18 protein-coding genes and 1 tRNA gene are annotated in these 17,631 nt (G+C 31.9%); 4 read left to right on the top strand and 15 right to left on the bottom strand.

What is annotated here, in order from left to right:
• The first annotated feature begins 74 nt into the window (after nucleotides 1-74).
• On the top strand, nucleotides 75-1,139 hold the full coding sequence (locus EOV51_RS01920; protein WP_128149325.1) for a 2Fe-2S iron-sulfur cluster-binding protein: 1,065 nt from the start codon (nucleotides 75-77) through the stop codon (nucleotides 1,137-1,139).
• Nucleotides 1,140-1,859 (top strand): DUF4184 family protein, encoded by a 720-nt coding sequence (locus tag EOV51_RS01915; RefSeq protein WP_128149323.1) that lies wholly within the window; start codon nucleotides 1,140-1,142, stop codon nucleotides 1,857-1,859.
• Here EOV51_RS01915 and EOV51_RS01910 read toward each other — a convergent pair.
• The 3 genes from EOV51_RS01910 to EOV51_RS01900 all read right to left on the bottom strand — a co-directional run bounded on the left by EOV51_RS01910 (nucleotide 1,849) and on the right by EOV51_RS01900 (nucleotide 3,894).
• Nucleotides 1,849-2,556: a YqjF family protein gene (locus EOV51_RS01910; protein ID WP_128149321.1), complete on the bottom strand. Its 708-nt coding sequence runs from the start codon at nucleotides 2,554-2,556 to the stop codon at nucleotides 1,849-1,851. The two genes, EOV51_RS01915 and EOV51_RS01910, sit on opposite strands and share 11 nt — an antisense overlap.
• Nucleotides 2,557-2,586: 30 nt before the next feature.
• The gene (locus EOV51_RS01905; protein ID WP_128149319.1) at nucleotides 2,587-3,087 is read right to left on the bottom strand and encodes a GbsR/MarR family transcriptional regulator; all 501 of its coding nucleotides are present in this window, start codon (nucleotides 3,085-3,087) and stop codon (nucleotides 2,587-2,589) included.
• 180 nt (nucleotides 3,088-3,267) lie between these two features.
• Nucleotides 3,268-3,894: a DUF981 family protein gene (locus tag EOV51_RS01900; RefSeq protein ID WP_128149317.1), complete on the bottom strand. Its 627-nt coding sequence runs from the start codon at nucleotides 3,892-3,894 to the stop codon at nucleotides 3,268-3,270.
• 320 nt (nucleotides 3,895-4,214) lie between these two features.
• Between EOV51_RS01900 and EOV51_RS01895 the strand changes: the two genes are divergently transcribed.
• Nucleotides 4,215-5,396, top strand: coding sequence for an acetyl-CoA C-acyltransferase (locus EOV51_RS01895; protein WP_128149315.1), 1,182 nt, complete (start codon nucleotides 4,215-4,217; stop codon nucleotides 5,394-5,396).
• A 34-nt stretch (nucleotides 5,397-5,430) separates the two neighbouring features.
• On the opposite strand, the gene EOV51_RS01890 is transcribed toward EOV51_RS01895, so the two are convergent.
• Nucleotides 5,431-8,277: an MSEP-CTERM sorting domain-containing protein gene (locus EOV51_RS01890; RefSeq protein WP_128149313.1), complete on the bottom strand. Its 2,847-nt coding sequence runs from the start codon at nucleotides 8,275-8,277 to the stop codon at nucleotides 5,431-5,433.
• Nucleotides 8,261-8,806 (bottom strand): exosortase K, encoded by a 546-nt coding sequence (gene xrtK / locus EOV51_RS01885; RefSeq protein ID WP_228427798.1) that lies wholly within the window; start codon nucleotides 8,804-8,806, stop codon nucleotides 8,261-8,263. The genes EOV51_RS01890 and xrtK overlap by 17 nt, the downstream gene beginning before the upstream one ends.
• Before the next feature lie 168 nt (nucleotides 8,807-8,974).
• Here xrtK and EOV51_RS01880 point away from each other — a divergent pair, with 168 nt between their 5' ends.
• A complete protein-coding gene (locus EOV51_RS01880; RefSeq protein WP_128149309.1) occupies nucleotides 8,975-9,223 on the top strand; it encodes an HAD domain-containing protein in 249 nt (82 codons plus the stop codon).
• A gap of 386 nt (nucleotides 9,224-9,609) precedes the next feature.
• On the opposite strand, the gene EOV51_RS01875 is transcribed toward EOV51_RS01880, so the two are convergent.
• From EOV51_RS01875 to EOV51_RS01830, 10 genes are all read right to left on the bottom strand, one after another.
• A tRNA-Cys gene (locus EOV51_RS01875) sits at nucleotides 9,610-9,680 on the bottom strand.
• Between the two features lie 50 nt (nucleotides 9,681-9,730).
• Complete coding sequence (gene folB / locus EOV51_RS01870) at nucleotides 9,731-10,093, bottom strand: dihydroneopterin aldolase (RefSeq protein ID WP_128149279.1); 363 nt, start codon at nucleotides 10,091-10,093, stop codon at nucleotides 9,731-9,733.
• On the bottom strand, nucleotides 10,094-11,047 hold the full coding sequence (gene metF / locus EOV51_RS01865) for a methylenetetrahydrofolate reductase [NAD(P)H] (RefSeq protein ID WP_128149277.1): 954 nt from the start codon (nucleotides 11,045-11,047) through the stop codon (nucleotides 10,094-10,096).
• 93 nt (nucleotides 11,048-11,140) lie between these two features.
• Nucleotides 11,141-11,617, bottom strand: coding sequence for a cytidine deaminase (gene cdd, locus EOV51_RS01860; protein ID WP_128149275.1), 477 nt, complete (start codon nucleotides 11,615-11,617; stop codon nucleotides 11,141-11,143).
• 131 nt (nucleotides 11,618-11,748) lie between these two features.
• Complete coding sequence (locus tag EOV51_RS01855; protein ID WP_128149273.1) at nucleotides 11,749-12,174, bottom strand: nucleoside-diphosphate kinase; 426 nt, start codon at nucleotides 12,172-12,174, stop codon at nucleotides 11,749-11,751.
• Between the two features lie 103 nt (nucleotides 12,175-12,277).
• On the bottom strand, nucleotides 12,278-13,891 hold the full coding sequence (locus tag EOV51_RS01850; RefSeq protein ID WP_128149271.1) for a 2-oxo acid dehydrogenase subunit E2: 1,614 nt from the start codon (nucleotides 13,889-13,891) through the stop codon (nucleotides 12,278-12,280).
• A 25-nt stretch (nucleotides 13,892-13,916) separates the two neighbouring features.
• Nucleotides 13,917-14,921 carry a pyruvate dehydrogenase (acetyl-transferring) E1 component subunit alpha gene (gene pdhA, locus EOV51_RS01845; protein ID WP_128149269.1) on the bottom strand — a complete coding sequence of 335 codons (1,005 nt, stop codon included), beginning with the start codon at nucleotides 14,919-14,921 and terminating at the stop codon, nucleotides 13,917-13,919.
• A gap of 477 nt (nucleotides 14,922-15,398) precedes the next feature.
• Nucleotides 15,399-15,977, bottom strand: a complete 579-nt coding sequence (locus EOV51_RS01840; RefSeq protein WP_128149267.1) for an NAD(P)H-dependent oxidoreductase — start codon at nucleotides 15,975-15,977, stop codon at nucleotides 15,399-15,401.
• Nucleotides 15,978-16,988, bottom strand: coding sequence for a Rossmann-fold NAD(P)-binding domain-containing protein (locus tag EOV51_RS01835; protein WP_128149265.1), 1,011 nt, complete (start codon nucleotides 16,986-16,988; stop codon nucleotides 15,978-15,980).
• Between the two features lie 56 nt (nucleotides 16,989-17,044).
• The gene (locus tag EOV51_RS01830; protein ID WP_128149263.1) at nucleotides 17,045-17,605 is read right to left on the bottom strand and encodes a Crp/Fnr family transcriptional regulator; all 561 of its coding nucleotides are present in this window, start codon (nucleotides 17,603-17,605) and stop codon (nucleotides 17,045-17,047) included.
• Nucleotides 17,606-17,631: the final 26 nt, after the last annotated feature.

Raw genomic sequence — 17,631 nt, 5'->3', positions numbered from 1 at the left:
TTAATTATTATTTGTTGATTGTTACCTGTTTTTATAGTTAATTTTAGCGGATAAAGAAAATGTTTAGTTAAATTATGAAATTTTATTCGTTAGTAGTACATAATGTAAAAAAGTTGACTTCAAGTACTTTACAAATTGACCTATTAGTTCCGGAGCATTTAAAACATGTATTTATATGGAAGCCCGGTCAGTTTTTAAGATTTCAATTTACTATTGATGGAGAAATAATAGAGCGGGAGTATTCTATATGTACGGCACCGTATGAAAATTATATATCCATAGCAGTCAAAAAAACTTCTCATTCTCTAGTGTCGGGATATATTCAGGATAATGTGAGAAATGGCACATTTTTAAACGTTTCTGCCCCTATGGGAACTTTTGGAATACCTTCCCGTCCCAATGAAAAAAGGACTATTGTAGCTTTTTCTGCAGGCAGTGGTATTACTCCTATCATGAGTATAATTAAAGATACACTCTATAAGGAAAAAGGAGTTAATTTTTATTTGTTCTATGGTAATTCTCACGAAAAAGAAGTTATTTTTAAGCATGAGCTAGAAGAATTGCATCAGGCTTATCCTGAAAATTTTTTTCTTCACCATTTCTACTCTGAACAAGATATTAAAGATAAATTATATAAAGGAATTTTAGATGAACACAAAGTTGAGCTAATCATTAATCAAATCATGGATTGGGATGAGGTGGATGAAGCTTTGATTTGTGGCCCCAAAGAGATGATAGTTACTCTGGCTAATGCTATCTATGGGAATGGGATTCCCAAGAAAAATATTCATTACGAATTATATGAGCCAATTGAGAAAGTTTTTTATGATGAACAAATTCAAAGATCTACAGTGAAAGAGGTAAAAGTTACGTACACTTATGAAGGTGAAACCCGTAGTATGAACTGGATAAATAATGGTTCTTCTTTACTGGATGCTCTTCTTGACAGCGGGATTGATGCTCCGTTCTCCTGTAAAGGCGGAGTTTGCGGTACCTGCCAATGTATTAAAATTTCTGGAGATGTAGTACTAGGTGAAAATCTAATATTAACAGAAGAAGATATTTCTGAAGGTAAAATATTAACTTGTGTAGCTCAGCCTAAGTCAGAAGCTTTGGTTATTAATATGGATGAACAATAAATGCCCTTTACTTTTAGCCATCCGGCTTTAATTTTACCTTTGAAAAGCTGTAAGTATTTTTCATTTACAGGGTTAGTGTTGGGAAGTATGAGCCCTGATTTTGAGTATTTTATATCAATGCAGGTGATAGGTAAACAAGGTCATACCCTGGCTGGGATTTTCTATATGGATTTACCTTTATGTTTGTTGTTTGCTTTTCTGTATCATCAATTAATTCGTAACCCTTTGATAGATCATTTACCTTTATTTATCAAATCAAAAGTATATAAATTTAGATCTTTCAATTGGATTGTATATTGGAAAAATCATAAAATTCAAGTAATTTTTTCAATTTTGTTAGGAACATTTTCACATTTGTTCTGGGATGCATTTACCCATTTTGATGGATATTTTGTAACTAAATTAAGTATCTTACAAGGAGAAGTTTCTCATATTCCTGTATATAAATTACTTCAGCATATAAGTACTTTGTTAGGAGCTATTCTGATTTGCTGGTCAATAATAATTCTTCCTGATAATAAGTGTTTAAATTTAAAATCCGAAAATAATTATTGGCATTTTTTAATCCTATGGACAATTATTTTTACATGCATACGCTTTGTACTGGAACCTGAAAAATTAGCCATTGGAAATATGATAGTTACACCTATTTTTGTTGCTTTTATTGGGACCATAGTTATTGGCTGTTATTCAAAATTTATTAAGCCAGCTAAGATGTAATTTTATTTTTTTCTATTGTAATTTCAGAACCTTCAATAAGAAATACAGATGCTGGTTGTATAGAATTCAGCAGGGCAAACTCATTGCCGTAAACTTTAGTAAAATCAACTTGAATAGAATAGTTTTCTATAGGGTAAGTTTTCCATCTGGGGTGAGTCACTTCGTATTCCATGGTTTTATTTTTGTTAATTTCTGCGTATCCCCAATAATGTTCAGCTATAAATTCAGCTTCAGAGTTTTTCTCCATAATTTGTGGTGTATTCAATGCCGTAACTTCCATACTTTGCCATTCTTTTTTAGCTTTCCATTGATAAGAAATATTTAATTTATCTGAAATATCCCATTGATGATTCATTTTTTGTGTTTCGTAGTTTTCTTTATATAAATTATTAGCTACTAGCGTTATAGCGGCTTTGGGTACAATTTCTTTTATAAAAACAACACCTCTTTTTATTGAATTATCCTCTTTGCGTTTTACATAAAAACGTAAGTTTACTTCTTCAAAGTTAATGTGATAAGGTATTTTTATACCTAAAACTTTAGTGTTTAAAAACATAAAGCCAACCAAACTTACGTAGCAGTTGTTATTCCAGGTGTCTATTTCTGTTCCTTTAGGAAGATAAGGAGTAACTAATTCTTTAGGAATTATATAATTTGCCATAATTAGTTTTCTCCATTCTGCGGTTAAAAAGCTCATAATGTAATATTTAATGTTAAATAAATTAATTTATTTGAGTATTTTTACTACTCTTTCAAAAAGCCAGTGATTGTCTAGTTTCAATATTATTTCAATAATACGGTTAGACTTCTTAGTAACGCTATGAATATCTCCAATAACCTTTTTAAACTCTTTTCCTTCCTCTGATTGATCATCAATGATTTGAAGTTCATCCATAGTCTGAATGATTGATTCTAATTCTCTTTTCTTACGTTCCTTAACTATTCGCTTAAACATTTCAAGAGCGTCTTTTTCCGCCTTAAAATATTCTTTCCTGTCTCCAGCAATCAATTCTTTTTTTACGAGTCCCCAATCCATCAAAGACCTAATATTTGTATTAGCATTCCCTCTGGATATTTTAAGCTCTAACATTATTTCTTCTGTAGATAAGACTTTGGAACTTATAAGTAAAAGTGCATGAATCTGGGCCATGGTTCTGTTAGTACCCCATTGTGAGGCTAAAGTTCCCCAAGTCTTGATATATTTTTCTTTTGCTTCATTTAATTCCATGAATCAAATATACGAAAAATTCTAAACTTTCAATAATTACTGAAAATAAAATATTTTAATTTATTGATATTTATATTTTAAATAAAAAAAATATTTTATCATTGGCCGGTTTTCAGAATTAATCCAATATGAGTATAATAGTTTAATGCCCCGAAAATCAGGAAGAACCATCCCGTAACATTAAGAGCGATAATTCAACATTGCAATCCAGCTGGTTTGTATTGTTTGCTTTTGATAATGAGTAATAAAATAAGCAGATAAAAAAGCGGCTATACCCACTCCAAAGAAAACAGAAGATAATCCCCAGGCCTCCAGCCATGGATAGTCTGCAAAATATCCTGATACAGGTTCTTCTTTAGGAGCTGCAAAGAATTCAAAATTTACACCCGCTATGCTGATACTAATTAACATCAAGCCTAATCCATAGAAAATAATTTTTAGAGGAGATAAAAGTTTACAAATATATTGCAAAGGATAAATACTGTGAAGTATCTCATCCGCTTTGTTCCAAAAGAGAAAAGAAAGTACTAAATTTAGAACACCAAGGGCTAGAACTGGTTCTCCAAAAATGATATTATCGAATGGGAAATATCTAGCTAGCGGCCAGGTAAGTGTCATATGAGCTCCGGTTAAAGTAAGAACAAATCCTAATACAAAAAAATTAATGCTCCACCCTTTAGGGTTTACTTCCCCGGTTAACATTTTTTTACCAGTATGAGCAACAGAAATCAAAGAAGCTCCGGAGAATAATGCCATAATTGTATTATACGTTGGCAGTTGTGACCAGTCAATATGTAAATGATCCATTTATTTATGTATTTTAAGTTACTGACTATAAATTTATAAAATTATAGATTCATAAATCAAAGATTTTTTATCTGAATCGCTATATATTTTTTGATCTATTTTATATTTAAAATTTTCTTTTTTAGTGGTGAACCATTTTAAGTTTACTTAATCAATTTAGAGAACAAATTCAATAGGATTAAAATTCATAATTAAAATCAAATAGAGTAAAATAAGTTATGTAAACCTTTGAGTTCTTAATAATAGTACTACTTATTTCTGATTAAATACTGTATATTTGTTATAACTATTCTCAAAAATTGGTAAAATAAGTAATAAAAATGAAAAAAGATATTGTTATCGTATCAGCTGTACGAACTCCAATTGGAAGTTTTCTAGGAAGTTTGTCTTCTCTTTCAGCGACTCAACTGGGAGCAGTAGCTATAGAAGGTGCATTAAATAAAATACAATTAAATAAATCGTTGGTTCAGGAAGTTTTTATGGGCAATGTCATGCAGGCTAATCTGGGACAAGCTCCTGCAAAACAAGCTTCTTTAATTGCAGGAATACCGGATACGGTTCCATGTACTGCTGTTAATAAAGTTTGTGCCTCAGGAATGAAAGCTGTTATTATCGGAGCTCAATCTATTCAGTCTGAAGATAACGAAATTGTAGTTGCCGGAGGAATGGAATCAATGTCAAATGTTCCCTACTATGTTACTAATGGCAGAACCGGTAATAAATTTGGAGACCAAAAAATGATAGATGGTTTGTTGAAAGACGGATTGGTAGATGTATATGACCAGCTTCATATGGGTATGTTTGCTGATGCCTGTGCTACAGAATATAATTTTACAAGAGAAGAACAGGATGAGTTTGCAATTGCTTCTTATACGAGGTCTAAAAATGCCTGGGATAACGGATGTTTTAATGAAGAGGTAATTCCTGTAACTGTACCTCAGAAAAAGAAAGAACCTGTGATTGTGTCTGAAGACGAAGAATATAAAAATGTTAATTTTGAAAAATTAAAACAACTATCGGCAGCTTTTCAAAAAGAAGGAACGGTTACAGCAGCCAATGCGTCAACATTAAATGACGGTGCTTCTGCGTTAGTTTTAATGACTGCGGAAAAAGCAAAGGAATTAAATTTAAAGCCTTTAGCTAAAATAGTTGGATACGGCGATGCATCGTGTGCGCCCGATAAATTTACTATAGCTCCTTCCAAAGCAATTCCTGTAGCTCTTAAAAAAGCCGACTTGTCATTAGAAGATATAGATTATTTTGAATTTAATGAAGCTTTCTCTGTAGTAGGTTTGGCAAATACACATCTGCTGAATTTAAATTCTGAAAAGGTTAATGTAAATGGAGGAGCTGTATCATTAGGGCATCCATTAGGAAATAGTGGTTCCCGTATAATAGTTACTCTTATCAATGTGTTAAAGCAAAATAATGCCCGATACGGAGCTGCAGCTATCTGCAATGGAGGAGGAGGAGCGAGTGCTATTATTATTGAAAATTTATAGATAAACATTTATGCAATAAAAAAGAAAGTCAGACTCAATTGAGTCTGACTTTCTTTTTTTTGATCAATATAAAAATTAATAGAAAAATAAAAAGTAAAATGATTCCTGGTTCGCTCATACGTTCGGTTTCATCATCAAAGTCAAGAGCTTGGTTTGATTTTAATACCTGATTTTGTTTATTTTTCAATACTGCTTTTTGAGCCTCGTTTTCTACAACTATAAAAGAGGTGGCGGGGTTCATAATTTTAGCGAGAAAGCTGTATTTTACAAGTTGAGTCGAGTTTTCTTTAAATGCTTTAGGGTTTATTATCTGTGACATCCACACTCCTTGGATCTCCAGAGAAGAGTTCCAGTCTTTTGCTTTAAGTTCAGCTTCATTAAGTGAAATCATTTCTTTCTTTAATAAATAGCAGGCAGAATCATCATCTGTCAAATAACCAATCGGTTTTTCAACGTTTGGGTAAGCAAGTACTTCAGCGGTAAAATCAGGATAAATATTTCTTTCTAAGATAATTTTAGGATTTGAAATTAATGAATGGGAATTTAAAACTCCATTTTTATCTAAATGATAAAAAATAGAACTTTCAGGAAAAGTAAAAGATAGATCTGCGAAATTATTTTCAATAATAGCATTTTCTAAACTGTCTGTAACTATCACTATGATAGGATATATTTCTTCTGTTTTCAGGTAAGTATTAACAAGAAGACTCTTAATAGCCCTGTCTAAAAAAAATCCCCCTTTATTATGTTCATTTTTTAGGACATTTGGCCAATTATCATTAGCAGAATATACTGGAGAAATATAGCTGTTTACTAAAGATATTCGAGTCTTAGATACGTCTAAATAATTTCTGGAAAGCAAAGATTCAATTCTTTGTATATAGTTGTTTTTAGCCTGTTTGCTGTCCGAGGAAATATCAATAATAAAATGATAATAAGGTTTTCTTTGCACCTTAGAAAGAAACTGTTTTCTTTCGGCAGGAATGTATAGAATATTTTTATTAGCACTTTCAATAAGTTGGTTGTTATACTGAACTTTCCCTAACTGAATAGCATGTCCGTCAATAGACAATTGTATGGGGTCCTTATGTATAAACTCTATCCCTGTTTTTCGTGTTTCATTTTCTAAAAATGGAAAAACCCGAAAAGCAATTTTATTTCCTGTAAGATAATACAAAATCCCCGGATCTTGTCTATAATTAACAATTTGCGAATAAACCCATAAAGCAGATTTTTTTTCAGCTAAAATCCCTGATTCTTTTCGATCGTTTACATATAGATAATAATTACTTATCCAACAACCAGCTGGAAGTTCAAAAAAGGTTTGGTATTCTGCCGTTCTAGAATTTGTATAATTGGTAATTTTAAAGTCAACTGAGCTTTTCCATGCTTTTTGTTGAATATCAAAATGGCTCTTGACTTCAATATTTGAAATTTTTACAGAGTCTTTAGATAGAGTAGGGATAAAAGTGTTTTGTGCAATACCCCTGTTTTCATCTTTATTATATCCGAAAAATATTTGTTCTAAATAATCGATTTTAGTATCACTAAGTGTAAGATTATCTAATACCAACCAATTAAAATAAGAAGATAAATAGGGTATATTGCTAGTACTTAGTAATGTATTGTTGTTTTTTTGTTTATAATACTTGATTGTTTGAAGTGATTTAGATAAAGATTGAGTATCAATAGAGTATTCTTGTGAATAATCCGGATGATATACATAATCTAGTGCTTCATTTAGATTTTTACGGTCGTTTAGGTAAACAATAGTAATGAATGTGGGTATGAGTAAGAATGCTAAGAAAGAAGTTATTCGAAGAATATTTTTTGAATAATATTGTTGTAGAAATAGGAAATCTTTAGATAGTTCATGAATATAGAGAATAAATAAAATAAGAGGAGTGAGTAGTAAAAAACCGAGACCCAAAATGACTATAGCAAATATGGATAAAGGGAGAAAAGGAATAAATACTAGAAAAAAGTACAAGGTATAAGCAAAGGTTATACTTTTTCCTAGAAAAAGAAGCAATCGGGTGTTGGTTTTTTTTGCATCAGGAATACAAATCAAAGATCCATTAATGATTGCCAGAATATAAAACCATAGACTATTGAAATCTCCAAAAATACCTCCTTTTTGATTAAATAAGGTCCAATTCCAATGTTTAAATTCAGAATTATTAATATACAACCCTAGAAGAGGTAAAATTAAAGCGACAGGAATTTTCCATAGTAATTCATATTTTTTCCATAGTTCATTTTTTCTTAAGGTAAGAATATAAATTCCCCGTATCAGTAAAAAAAAGAATAAAAGTATAGTAACAATGATAAAGACTATGGTAAGATGTTCGCTGAAATTGTAAGGCAAATTTAGTCGTAGAGGAATAATTACTTGAATAATTAAAAACCAGAAAACAGGAATCAGTACAGCATATAAAAAACTTTGCCAAACACTGTAAGTTTTATTTTCAGGTGTAAGTCGTAGCACAATTACTAATAAAGAATAAAAAAGAGAAGGCATTAGAAAAGTCCAGGGATAAAGTTGTATATATTCAGAAATCATCCATTGGGGAATTGAAAACAGGAAAATATCCCTGAAGTATTGTGTGAAAATATATAGAAACAAAATATTGATTATAAGTGAGAAAATACCACAATATAAAGAAACTTTCTTTTTTTTGAAAATGCTGAATAGTGCATAAATCAGATTTACTATTCCTATGAGTAATAAGAATGTGCCTATATAATGAGCCGTTTTTATTGATGACTCATCAAGAAGGCTTAGAATTGTATCATAGTTATTTTTCAGAAGAATAAACAATATAATTACAGGTAGGCTGTTTATAAACAAAAGCCACTTAGGATTAAGCAAATTTTTCATCGTTTTTCATTGATTTAATAAAAGCGAATCGAGCGATTAAGTGATTAAAAGTTAAGTAAATAACTATGAGGAAAAATAGATATACAAAAGTTCCGGCAGCCTGATGCATCCAGTTGATGGAAAATCCGTAAGCAACCAAGAGTTTATTTAGTAAAATAATAAGTACTATTCGGCAAGAATTAATAACTATCGTTAAAAAATAACTACCTACAAACAATATGAAAAATGCATACACTCGCTGTTGAGCAGTATATAGTAAAGGAATTATTGAGAATATATGGATAGCAAAACATAAGATTAAAAAGTTAAATCCGGAACAGGATTTATTGATTATTATATTTAAACTTTCGTGGTAATATCCGGCGTCCTTGATAAAAATTGAAGATGAATTGTTGAGGAAACCGACGATTTTGCTTGTTGGTTCCAGAAGAAAGTGAAGATCATCCATTTCCGAATATTTATATATTAATTTTAATATAGTTATGATTATTAGTACTATAAGATAGTGTGTAAAATTTCTATGTTTCATCATATTTTGTTTAAAAGAAATTAAATTTATAAAGCACTTTGAAAAACAAAGTTAATACATTTTTAATTATAACAAGTTTTTTGTCAAAAAGAAATAATTTATATTCGCTTAAAATCTGGTTTTTATATATTTATACTTATAACATACATAAAATACATATCTTTGTGTATGCATATCTTATTGGATATTGACGGAGTAATGGTTTCAGCAGCTTCTTGGAAGAAACCTGAAGTTTCAAATGATGGTTTTTATATATTTAAAGATATTGCAGTAGAATCCTTAAATAAAATTATTAAGGCAACAAATGCTTCAATAATATTAACAACTTCTCATAGGTTTAGATTCACACTTGAACAATGGAATAAGGTCTTTGCATCCAGAAATATTTTTGTATCTGTTGATAGATTTGAAAGTTAAGTAGAAAACAAGAAATATTGATTGAATGTCAGAATAATAAGTATGATAATCAATTTATAATTATTGATGATGATAAATCACTTAATGGATTACCTTTTGAACTGAAAAAAAGATTAATTCTAACAGTTCTCTGATTGGCCTGACAGATGAGTTAGCAAATGAAGCAGTTGTACTTTTAAAAAACGTATAAATTTATTATTGCAATAAGCTGAGGAATGCAGAAAAATGAACTGTAATCAATAAAAGAAGCTCTGTTATTAGAAGCAGAAAAATACTTGTTCAGAAAGAAATCTAAAAGAAACCGTGGATAAACTAATTTAAATTTAGTCATATTTTAGATAAGAAATATAATAAAAAAACCACCTTTTTATAGGTGGTTTCTTCTGAGGCTTCGAGCGGATTCGAACCGCTGTACAAGGTTTTGCAGACCTCTGCCTAGCCGCTCGGCCACGAAGCCTTGTTTAATAGGACTGCAAATTTACAATTATTTTTTAATTAAACTATATATTATATTGAAAAATTCTTTTCAAATGTAACTTTTACTTCATCTAAGTCTGCGTTCACCGGTGGATTAATTTTTGAAACTGAAACCCGGGCTTTTTTAATACTTTTATATTTGTTTTCAATTTCTGTCAGAATACGATAGGCAAGATTCTCCAAAAGATTAGAACGAATAGCCATTTGGTCTTTTACTATTTGAGTGAGTTCTCCATAATTAACTGTCTGTTCAAGATTATCGGTTTTTCCAGCCTCTGACAAATCAAGCCATACGATTAAATTTACCAGATAAAAAGAACCAACTATTGCTTCTTCCTCCATACATCCATGATAGGCGTATATTTTTATATTTTTTAATTCTATTTTCTGCATCTAAAATAATTTTTCTGCTATTCTTCGAATATTTTCACTTCTGCCCATAGAGTAAAAATGAAGAACCGGCACTCCATGATCCATCAATTCTTTACACTGATTTACTGCCCATTCAATACCTACTTCATATACTTCTTTGTTTGTCTTACATTTTTCAACTTCTAAAACCAATTCCTGTGGCATGTCAATATGAAATATATTAGGAAGTATGGTTAAATGTTTTTTTATAGATATAGGCTTAATACCAGGTATTATCGGAACAGTAATTCCAATTTCACGACATCGTTTCACAAAATCAAAATATTTTTGATTGTTGTAAAATAATTGAGTGACGATGTAATTGGCGCCTGCGTTTATTTTTTTCTTAAGATAGTGTAAATCCGTATCCATGTTAGGGCTTTCGAAGTGTTTTTCCGGATATCCGGCCACACCTATACAGAAATCTGTAGCACCATCGGCATATTCCTCATGGAGATATTTTCCATGATTCATATCCGAAATCTGACGGGTAAGTTCATTGGCATAGGAATGCCCGTGAGGCACAGGTTTAAAAACGCCCTCACTTTTAATTGGATCACCTCTTAGTACCAAAACATTATCTATCCCAAGGAAATTAAGATCGATTAATAAATTTTCAGTTTCTTCCTTGTCAAACCCACCGCATATAACATGCGGAACAGCATCAATGTTATATTTGTGTTGTATAGCAGCACAAATACCTACCGTTCCCGGTCGTTTACGCGTAACAATTTTTTGTATATATCCCTCAGGTGTCTCTTTATATTCATATTCTTCTCTGTGATAGGTTACCTCGATAAATGGAGGATCAAACTCCATTAAAGGATCTATATTTGAAAAAATGCTTTGGAGGTTATCTCCTTTTTTGGGAGGAAGAATTTCGAAAGAGAATAGGGTTTTCCCTTGTGCTTTTTCTATATGTTCAGTAACTTTCATAATGTATTATTAACGCGCAACCGGCTGCGCAAAATTCAGGCAAATATCGTTAAATATTTTGAAATATATTAATGGTGATAAATTTAGAAACAACTATAGCTGGCTTCCGTCAAAACAAAAAGGCAAAAGCTGTGCTGTCTGATGAAATTTGATTACCCGGCCTTTCATCCCGGTAAATAAAAATTCAAAAGGTTTTTTCTGTCGTGTTTCATATTCTAATAAAACTTGTCTACAGGCTCCACATGGAGCAACAGGATTATCCGTATTTTCATCTTTTCCGGCCACTACAGCCATTTTTACTATTTGCGCATCAGGATAATTAGCTATAGCGTAAAAAATAGCTGTACGTTCAGCGCAAAGGCCGCTGGGGTAAGCTGCGTTTTCCTGATTGTTTCCTACAATAATTTTACCATTGTCCAATAGTAAAGCAGCACCTACCCGAAAATCTGAATATTTAGCATATGCAGTTTCTCGTATACGTTTCGCTTCCTGTATCAACTGAAAATCTTCCTTATCTAGTTCTTCCCATGTAGAATATTCCTCATATCCTATTTGTAATGTCTTTACCATATATTTTTTTGAAGGGGTTCTAAATTACTAATTAAATGCGTAATAGCTTTTATAATAAACCGGAAATTTATATAAAATTTGTTAAAATAAAGAACTTAATCCTATACGGTAAGAATAATATACATTGTACGTTACTTTAAAGTGAAAATTTCTTTATCTGCAAAATGAAAATGTGCTTCTATATAAGCATTTTCATTACTGTCAGAGCCATGAACAGCATTTCTCTGCATACTTTCAGCATATTTTTTTCGAAGTGTGCCTGCTTCTGCATTATCAGGATTCGTAGCACCTATTAATTTACGGAAATGTTCTACAGCATTTTCTTTTTTTAAAACGGCGGCTACTATAGGTCCTGAAATCATAAAACTAACTAAATCTTCAAAAAAAGGTTTTCCATGATGAACCGAATAAAATTTTTCTGCATCTGTTCTGGTGAGCTGAGTTAACTTTAAAGCTGTTATCTCAAAACCGGCATCGCTTATATCTTTCAGGATAGTACCTATTAATCCTTTTGATACAGCATCGGGTTTTATCATAGTAAGTGTAATATCTGACATTTTCTTTGATTAAAGTTGATTGAGGATTAAATATAATAAAAAACACTCAATTCGGTTAAGAATTGAGTGTTTTTTATTGTTTTGTATCGTATCTATATAATTATTAGGCCAATAATGAAACCGGATTTTCAAGATACAATTTAAGAGTTTGTAAAAATTGAGCACCAGTAGCACCATCAACCACTCTGTGATCACAGGCCAGTGAAATTTGCATTACATTCCCGGGAACCACCTGTCCGTCTTTAACTACAGGTTTCTGATTAATAGCTCCTACAGATAGAATACAAGAATTCGGCTGGTTAATAATTGAATTGAATGTTTCTACTCCGAACATACCCAGATTGGAAATAGTGAAGGTTGAACCATCCATTTCATTTGCTTTTAATTTTTTATCTCTTGCACGTCCGGCCAGGTCTTTAACCTGTCCTGAAATCTGCGTAAGAGAAAGGTAATCAGTATTTTTAATTACAGGAACTACCAGTCCGTCTTCAACAGCTACAGCAACACCTATATTAATGTTACCGTGATGAACGATTTTAGTATCCGTCCATGAACTGTTAATTTGCGGATGTTTTCTTAAGGCCACAGCAACTGCTTTAATCACAATATCATTAAAAGATACTTTGGTGTCAGGTAAACTGTTTATACCTTTTCTTGCCTGAATGGCATTATCCATATTTATTTCAAATACCAGATTGTAGTGAGGCGCAGTAAATAAACTGTGACTTAAACTTCTGGCAATTGCGTTTCTCATTGAAGAATTAGGAGTTTCTGAATCAACCCCAGGAGTTATTTGCAATGCTACCGGTGCAGCTGACGACTGTGGTTTAGAGCTTGCCGCTGTAGTAGTAGTTGATGCTGAAGGAGTAAAGCCTTCCACATCCTTGCGGATAATACGCCCCTGATCTCCTGATCCTTTTACTTGGGAAAGATCAATGCCTTTATCTTTTGCAATTTTCTTAGCAAGAGGAGAAGCAAAGACTCTTCCATTACTGGGAGTAGTTACATGTTGCTCAGACTGAACAGGTGCTGGTGTACTCTTGGTATCAGAAGAAGTACTTGCTGCCGGAGCTGAAGATACGTTGCCTCCATTGGCTACAATAGCACTTACGTCTGTTCCTGCAGGTCCGATAATTGCAAGAAGTGAATCAATAGGAGCTGATTCTCCCTCTTGAACTCCTTGATATAATAAGACTCCTCCGTTTCCGTCGTATTCAAAATCCTGAACCGCTTTATCGGTTTCTATTTCTGCTAGTATATCTCCTTCGCTTACAGCATCACCGACAGCTACGTTCCATTTGGAAACTTTACCGTCAGTCATGGTATCGCTAAGTCTTGGTATAGTTATGATTTCTACTCCTTCAGGTACAGCTACAGGAGCAGTACTCTGAGTAGCCACAGGCGTTTCTGTTGCAGGAGCAGGAGTGGCAGCTGTTGCTGTTGCACTACCACCTAATAGGGTGCTTATGTCTTCTCCTTCTTGTCCAACAATAGCTAAAAGAGAGTCTACAGGGGCAGATTCCCCTTCTTTTACTCCCTGATATAAGAGAATAGCATCTTCACCGTCATATTCAAAATCCTGAACCGCTTTATCGGTTTCTATTTCAGCTAAGACATCCCCTTCTTTTACAGGATCACCAACATTCACATTCCATTTGGAAACTTTTCCGTCAGTCATCGTATCACTCAGACGGGGCATTGTTATTTTTTCAGCCATAATTCGGTTATGATTCTTTTATTTTTTATTGATTTTCAAATTTGTCTAAAAAAGGATAATTAGGCTCTGAATAAATGTAGTCATACATAACATTCGGTTCAGGGAAAGGAGCATTTTCTGCAAAATTTCCAACCTCATTCATGTACTCTTTAATTTTTTTATCCATAGCATCCAACTCTTCTTCTGTGGACCAGCCATTAGAAAGTATTTTATGTTTTACAAAAAGAATAGGATCTTCTTTTTTGTGTTCTTCTACTTCTTGTTTAGTACGGTAAGGTTCAGCATCGGACATTGAGTGTCCTCTATAGCGGTAGGTTCTTGCCTCCAGGAAAGTTGGCCCATCACCTCTTCGTGCTCTTTCAATAGCTTCAAATGCAGCTTCAGCAACAGTTTCCGGATTCATAGCATCTACAGGAGCACAAGGCATTTCATATCCTAATCCCAATTGATAAATATCCAGGTTATTCGTAGTTCTTTCTACGGAAGTACCCATTGCATATTGATTATTTTCACAAACAAATACCACAGGCAATTTCCAGTTCATTGCCATATTAAAGGTTTCATGTAATGTACCTTGTCGTACAGCTCCGTCACCCATATAGCAAATTGTTACAGCATCTCTTTCAAAGTATTTGTCAGCAAATGCAATACCTGCACCTAAAGGAATATGTCCACCTACAATACCATGTCCACCGTATACGTTATGTTCTTTGCTGAATAAGTGCATAGAACCACCCAGACCTTTTGAAGAACCTGTAGCTTTTCCGCAAAGTTCAGACATGGCAACTTCTGGAGTTACTCCCATGGCCAAGGCATGAACGTGGCATCGGTACGATGTTATAATTTTATCTTTTTTGATATCCATAGCATGGGTAAACCCTGCTGCAATAGCTTCCTGTCCGTTATAAAGATGTAAAAAACCTCTAATTTTGTCTTTTAAATAGAGAGAACGGGCTTTTTCTTCAAACCGTCTCCATTTAGTCATCTCTTCAAACCAGTTGAGATACACTTCTTTGCTAAATTCTTTCATCCTTTTCTATTTGTGAGGCAAATTTACATTAAATCCGTTTAAATAACAAAATTTAGAATTATAAGTTTAAATAATTACGTTGGCGTATTTATATTGAATATTTAAGAGGTATTTGCTCAGGGAGGTAGTAGATTTTGAAATTGATAATTTTCATAAAAATTTAATAGGTTCGTAAGAATAAATGCAATGTTATAAGAAATATTTTTTAACGTTAGATTTTAATTGTTAGTTATGTTAAAACAATTATATAATAAAAGATAAACTATAAATTACAATTACCTGTACAGCGTTTGGGTAATTGTAATTTATATGAATATGCTAAAATAAGTTGTTATCTTATCAAAAAGATTGTTAAATCTTTTTACATTTTGATACTATAATATTAAGTTAGATGAGATAAGTTGTACGACTTAGTAGTATGTTAAAGTCAAAAAGTCTATGTGTGTATTTAAGCATGCAGACATATAGTACCAAACTTTACTTTTGTTTTATTCCAAGAGTATATATTTTTTGAATCCATTTTTTCCTTTGATTTAAATCGGATTTTTTCACAAATTCAATAAAGGTTGTTTTTACCCTCTTTATTCCACAGAATGCCAGAATTGATTTTTTTAATTGATTGATGCTTGGATTTCCATAAAATAGTCTGTAATACCATTGAGGCTGGTCGAGAGTTGTGATAATCCGTGCAGTTTTCCCTTTCAGATATTTATCCCACCAGACAGAATTTTTTCTATACTGAAAGGCTACCCCAGGAAGAAAAACACGATCAATAAATCCTTTCATTATAGCCGGAAATCCACCCCACCATACCGGGTGCACCCAGACAAGGTGCTCCGCTTTTTCTATACTTTTCCAAGCATGTTGTAAATCCGGTTCCCAATCCATTCGTTTCTGATATCCATTTTGAAGATTTGGATTAAAATTTAATTCTCCGATATTAATTAATTCTACATCAGCTCCAGATTCTTTTGCTCCCTTAAAATAAGATTCTGCCAATGCGCTATTTAAGCTTTTTAGAGAAGGGTGACCATTAATTATAAGTATTTTTTTCATTTAATTTATTTTAATTTTTATTGATGTGTTTTGTTGTAAAGATTTTGCTAATTCAAAATTATCATATAGCTGATGACTAAAATAAGTTCCGGAGGGAAATGAAAATAATTTTTCGATATGTAAAACCGTTGAAAATGCCGTTAAATCGCCCTGTCCATTTACTGATTGAACAGAAATGGTTTCAATACTATCGTTTTGTTTTGTAACAACTATATCGAATGAAGTTTGATCTCCTTTCTTATCGGATAAGAAAATTTTTTTTCTTAAATTAAGCGGAAGTAACCTGAATACATGTAATTTTTGTAATAAAGCAACTCCTAGTGTAGTCATGTTTGATTCAAAAGTGATTTTAGAAGTTACTGTAGGTATTTGTTCTATATGATTAAGGATATATAAATCCGGTATTTCAAAAGAATAGGTTTTAAATTTTTTTTTGAGAATTATAAACTCATAATTTTCAGGATATTGGAAATTTTTAATTTGTTTCTTTGTATTATCAAGGTAAACGGGGTATTTTTTGGTTATATTTTCTGCAATAAAATGAGAAGAGCTTTTACCAGAATCATCTTTTGAAGAGTAATAGATGTATATATTAATTTTTTTTATTTTATTAATGTTGTTTTGATTTATTAAACCTCCAATAATTCCAGACATCCATCCTGAGCTAAAAATAATACGGCTATTAATATTTTTATTTTTTGCAAGTTCATAAGAAAGTTTTAGTTGTTCTGAAGGGTAAGTAATATCTATATAACTAATTTGATAATTTATGCAGTACTCTAATAGGATGTTTTTTTTGTCTGTTGTGCATAAAACAACCAATTCTATAGAATTTTTAATTATTTGAGTTAAAGTTTCCGGCGTATCTAAATCAATTAATATATGATTGCTTTTTTCGGGTTTTCTGCTACCAATATACACATGGAAATCAGGATTTCTTTGCTTCAGAATTTTTTCAATTTTTTTTCCAATAAACCCCGAACCACCTACAAGTAAAATTCTTTTGGACATATACTTTTTTCATACAAAAGTATACGTCAATTAAAAAAAATATATAGGACAAATGTCTATAAAACAGATTTTCTAATCCGGCTCAGATGTCGTAAAGATATTCCAAGGTAAGAGGCTAAATGTTGCAATGGGATCTGTTTAATATACTCGGATTGATTTTTTAAAAGTTCATTATATCTTTCTGCAGCATTTTCTTTTTGAAACGAAAACATTCTTTTTTCCAGTTCAATGTATTCTTTTTCTATAAGCATTTTCTCAACTTTCATAAAATTTACGCTGCTTTTCATAAATGATACAATGTCTTCTTTCTTTATGACCTCCAGTTGAGTATTGCAAACAGCCTGCATATTTTCAGTTGTAGGTTTTCCTGAGATGTATGAAGATAAAGCAGTAATCAAGGTGTTTTCAAACAAAATACAATAAGTAAATTCATCTCCTTTTTCAGTAGTATAAAATGATCGGATTATTCCTTTTTTAATCCATGCAATTTCGTGGTTAATTTCTCCCTCTCGGATAAAATAATCTCCTTTATTTAATTGTCTGGTATAGGATTTCTCTTCAAGATAGAGTAATTCTTCAGATGTTAAAAGATTTAGGCTTTGAAAATAATTTAGCATTTATCAAAGATACAAAACAGCAATAA

The sequence above is a fragment of the Apibacter raozihei genome (assembly GCF_004014855.1).
Taxonomy (GTDB): Bacteria; Bacteroidota; Bacteroidia; order Flavobacteriales; family Weeksellaceae; genus Apibacter; species Apibacter raozihei.
Note: the sequence above shows the minus strand (reverse complement) of the source record. Positions and strands in the feature narration are given on the sequence as shown.